4 protein-coding genes are annotated in these 3,799 nt (G+C 70.5%); 2 read left to right on the top strand and 2 right to left on the bottom strand.

Annotated features, from left to right (window positions below):
- The coding region (locus TN53_RS40035; protein WP_046263785.1) for an acyl-CoA dehydrogenase family protein at window positions 1-453 on the bottom strand (453 nt) is incomplete at its 3' end.
- A gap of 81 nt (window positions 454-534) precedes the next feature.
- On the opposite strand from TN53_RS40035, the gene TN53_RS40030 reads away from it, so the two are divergent.
- A complete protein-coding gene (locus tag TN53_RS40030; protein ID WP_046263784.1) occupies window positions 535-1,686 on the top strand; it encodes a thiolase C-terminal domain-containing protein in 1,152 nt (383 codons plus the stop codon).
- A gap of 1 nt (window position 1,687) precedes the next feature.
- On the opposite strand, the gene TN53_RS40025 is transcribed toward TN53_RS40030, so the two are convergent.
- Window positions 1,688-3,001 carry a DUF11 domain-containing protein gene (locus TN53_RS40025; RefSeq protein WP_052745399.1) on the bottom strand — a complete coding sequence of 438 codons (1,314 nt, stop codon included), beginning with the start codon at window positions 2,999-3,001 and terminating at the stop codon, window positions 1,688-1,690.
- 253 nt (window positions 3,002-3,254) lie between these two features.
- Here TN53_RS40025 and TN53_RS40020 point away from each other — a divergent pair, with 253 nt between their 5' ends.
- Window positions 3,255-3,683, top strand: coding sequence for a pyridoxamine 5'-phosphate oxidase family protein (locus tag TN53_RS40020; RefSeq protein WP_046263783.1), 429 nt, complete (start codon window positions 3,255-3,257; stop codon window positions 3,681-3,683).
- Window positions 3,684-3,799: the final 116 nt, after the last annotated feature.

Genomic DNA, 3,799 nt, shown 5'->3' with positions numbered 1-3,799 from the left:
CTGTACGCCCCCCGCGCGCCCGCCCCCCGCCCAGTCCCCGCCGTTGTCCCCGGTGAGCGCGAGACCGGCGGCGGGCGCGGCGAGGGCGGCGGTGAGGGAGCCGTCGGCGATCCGGGGCAGCAGTTCGGCCCGCTGGGCCTCGGTCCCGGTCGCGAGGACGAGCGGGGCGACGAGGACGGCGGTGGCGAGCAGGGGCGAGGGAGCGAGGACCCGTCCCGTCTCCTCCCCCGCGAGGGCGAGTTCGGTGGCGGAGCAGCCCGCACCCCCGTACCTCTCGGGAAGGGCGAGTCCGGGCAGTCCGAGCTGCTCGGAGAGGGTGGCCCACAACCCGGCGTCGTACCCCCGCGGACGGTCGACGGCGGCCCGCGCCTCCTGGGTCCCGCACCGCTTCTGCAGGAGTTCGCGCAGGGTGCGTCGGATCTCCTCCTGCTCGGTGGTGAAGCCGGCGTCCATGGCGACCCCTTCCCTCCGGATCTGACGGTCCGTCATATTAGGAGCGGCGGGTCGATATGGACAGACAGAGGGAGACCTTTCATGACGGCCAAAACCCGGAAAGTCGCCGTGGTCGGCGTGTCCCTCTCCGACTGCGGCCGCGTGGACGACGCGACGCCGTACACCCTGCACGCCCAGGCCGCCCGCCGGGCCCTGGCGGACGCGGGACTCGACAGGTCGCTGGTGGACGGCTTCGCCTCCGCGGGCACGGGCGTGCTGGCCCCGGTGGAGGTGGCGGAGTACCTGGGCCTGCGCCCCACCTGGATGGACTCCACCTCGGTGGGCGGCTCGACCTGGGAGGTCATGGCGGCCCACGCGACGGACGCGATAGCGGCGGGCCACGCGAACGCGGTCCTTCTGGTGTACGGCTCGACGGCGCGCGCGGACATCAAGGCGGGCCGGCGCACCGGAAACCTCTCCTTCGGCGCCCGCGGCCCCCTCCAGTTCGAAGTCCCCTACGGCCACACGCTGATCGCCAAGTACGCGATGGCCGCCCGCCGCCACATGATCGAACACGGCACGACGATCGAGCAGTTGGCGGAGGTCGCGGTCCAGGCACGGGCGAACGCGGCCCTGAACCCGGAGGCGATGTTCCGCACCCCGATCACCGTGGACGACGTGCTGTCCGGCCCGATGATCGCGGACCCCTTCACCAAGCTGCACTGCTGCATCCGCTCGGACGGCGGGGCGGCGGTACTGCTGGCGGCGCAGGAGTACGTACGCGACTGCCGCACCGCCCCCGTCTGGGTCCTCGGCACCGGGGAACACGCCTCGCACGCCACGATGTCGCAATGGCCGGACTTCACGGTGTCGCCGGCGGCGGTGAGCGGACGCCTGGCGTTCGAGAGGGCGGGCGTGCGCCCGGAGGAGATCGACCTCGCCGAGATCTACGACGCTTTCACGTACATGACGCTGGTGACGCTGGAGGACCTGGGCTTCTGCAAGAAGGGGGAGGGCGGAGCGTTCGTGCAGTCCCGCACACTGCCGGTGAACACGGACGGGGGCGGCCTGTCGGCCCAGCACCCGGGGATGCGGGGCCTGTTCCTCCTGGTCGAGGCGGTACGACAGCTGCGCGGTGAGACCGGCGCACGCCAAGTACGGGCCAGGGACGGCGGCTTGCCCCGCCTGGCCGTGGCGTCCGGCACGGGGGGTTGGTTCTGTTCGTCGGGGACGGTGATCCTGGGACGAGGGTGAACTACCCTTCTCCCTCAACCCTGATGACGGCCTCGTCATTGTCCGGATCCGGGTCCCGGCGACCCACATCCCACGGGCTGGTCCCGGCCGCGTCCTCAAGGGACAGGAAGCCCTCGCCCGGGTCACCGAGGGTCACGGTGAACTCGAAGGAGCGGGAGTCACCCGGCTTCAGATCACCGACGGCACAGGTGTACGCGTACCCGTTGCTCTCGCAGTACTCCTGGTAGACGCCGTCGTCGTACTCCTCCATCGGCTGCTTCACCACGGTCATCCCGAAGGGCGGACTGAAGACCACGTCGGCGGCGGCATCCGCGTCGGCGGGACCCTTGTTGCGCACCTTGATCTCGAAGGTGCGCTCGTCGCCGGGTTCGCCGGTCAGGGAGACATCGGAGACCTCGTAGTCGGCGTACGAGTCGAGCACGACGTACGTACTGCCGCCACCGTCGACGAAGGCGCCCCGGGTGGCCGCGCTCGCCTTCGTGACCTCGAGTTCCGGTCCGTCGCCGAAGTCGCCGCCCTTCGGATAGGTGTCGTAGTGCCCCGGGCCCATGTCCAGGGCCCAGACATCCTTGCCGTAGGAGACGTACATGTCCGACTTCGTGGTACGCAGCCGTATCGCGGGCCGGAGGGCGACGGTCTGCCCGGGGTCGATGGTCAACCCGGGGAACTCGCAGACGGCACGGTAGCCACGAGTGTGGCTCGGGTAACGGCAGTTGGAGTACTCCTCCACGAACCCCCCGTTACTCGCGGACAGTTCCAGCCCCAGCCCGCGCACCGGCACCTCACCGGTGTTCCGCACCACGACGGAGTCGGTCAGCTCGGCACCGGGGCGCGGCCCGTCCTTCTCGTACTCGGGCGCCAGCGCCTCCACCACCGGCTCCCCCACGACGAACCGGGTCCTCGCGGTGAGCTTCTTCCCGTCCTTCGTGGTGTACGTGTACGTCACGACCGCCGAGTCCCCGGCCTCGGCCCCCTCGGCCGCCACCACCTTGGCGCGGGGCGCGTCGGCCCAGTTGCTGTAGTCGCCGTCGACCTCACACGTCACATGCGCGGAACTGCCTTTGCACCCGCCGTACTTGCGGATCACGACCGTGTCCTCCGCGCCCTTGGGCACATCCGCGGCGAGCATCCGGACGCCGGGCTCGTCACCGTCCTCGGCCTTGAGCTCGTACGGCATCTTGTCCTGCACGCCGGCCTTGTCGCCCGGGGGGCGGAGGTAGAAGACCGCGGGTGCGGTGAGGGACGGCGGCTGTTCGCCGTCGCTGGTGCACGCGGTGAGGGAGGCGGCGAGGAGGACGGCCGCGGCCAGGCGCATCAACGGACGGTGGGGGCGTGGGCGGTGCCGAGGAGGGCGGCGCCTTCGCCGTCGCTGTGGCTCCACTTGAACCACGTCAGTTCGATGTTCACAGTGACCCGCCTTCCCGCTCCGGCCCGGAGATCAAAACGTACTGCCATCGCGCCCTTCGACGTAGCCGCACCGCTCGGGAACATCCAGCCCCTCGGCCGGCGTTGTGGCGTACCGGAACGGTGAGTTCGTGAGGCAGCCGCACACCTCTGAAGGAGACCGTATGACCGCCCTGACCCGGTTGGAACGCGAGCAATTCCTGGCCGAACCCCATGTGGCCGCGCTGTCGGTGGACGGCGGAGAGGGGCGGGCGCCGCTCTCCGTGCCGATCTGGTACCAGTACGAGCCCGGCGGCGACATCTGGATCCTCACCGGCCTCGGCTCCCGCAAGCAACGGCTGATCGACGCGGCGGGCCGCTTCTCCCTCATGGTGGACACGGTCGAGCCGAAGCTGAAGTACGTGTCGGTGGAGGGCCCGGTCCTCGACACCACCCCCGCCACGATCGAACTCCTCCGGGAGATCTCCGCGCGCTACCTGCCGCCCGAGAAGGTGGAGGCGTACGTCGACTTCGCCTGGAAGAACCACGGCGAGCAGGTGATCATCCGGCTGCGCCCGGAGCGCTGGGTGTCCTCGGACATCGGTTCGTTGTAGGCGGTGCCTCGGGTGAGAATCGGGGCATGGGAACAGATCTTCACGCACTCCTGAGATCACTGCGGGTGTGGGCCCCCGAGGCCACCACCCTGCCCCCCTTCGACCCGGCCACGGCC

Origin of the sequence: Streptomyces sp. WM6386 (assembly GCF_000972385.1) — a bacterium.
In the GTDB taxonomy this organism is placed as follows: Bacteria; Actinomycetota; Actinomycetes; order Streptomycetales; family Streptomycetaceae; genus Streptomyces.
This window is presented reverse-complemented; position numbering and strand designations above follow the sequence as displayed.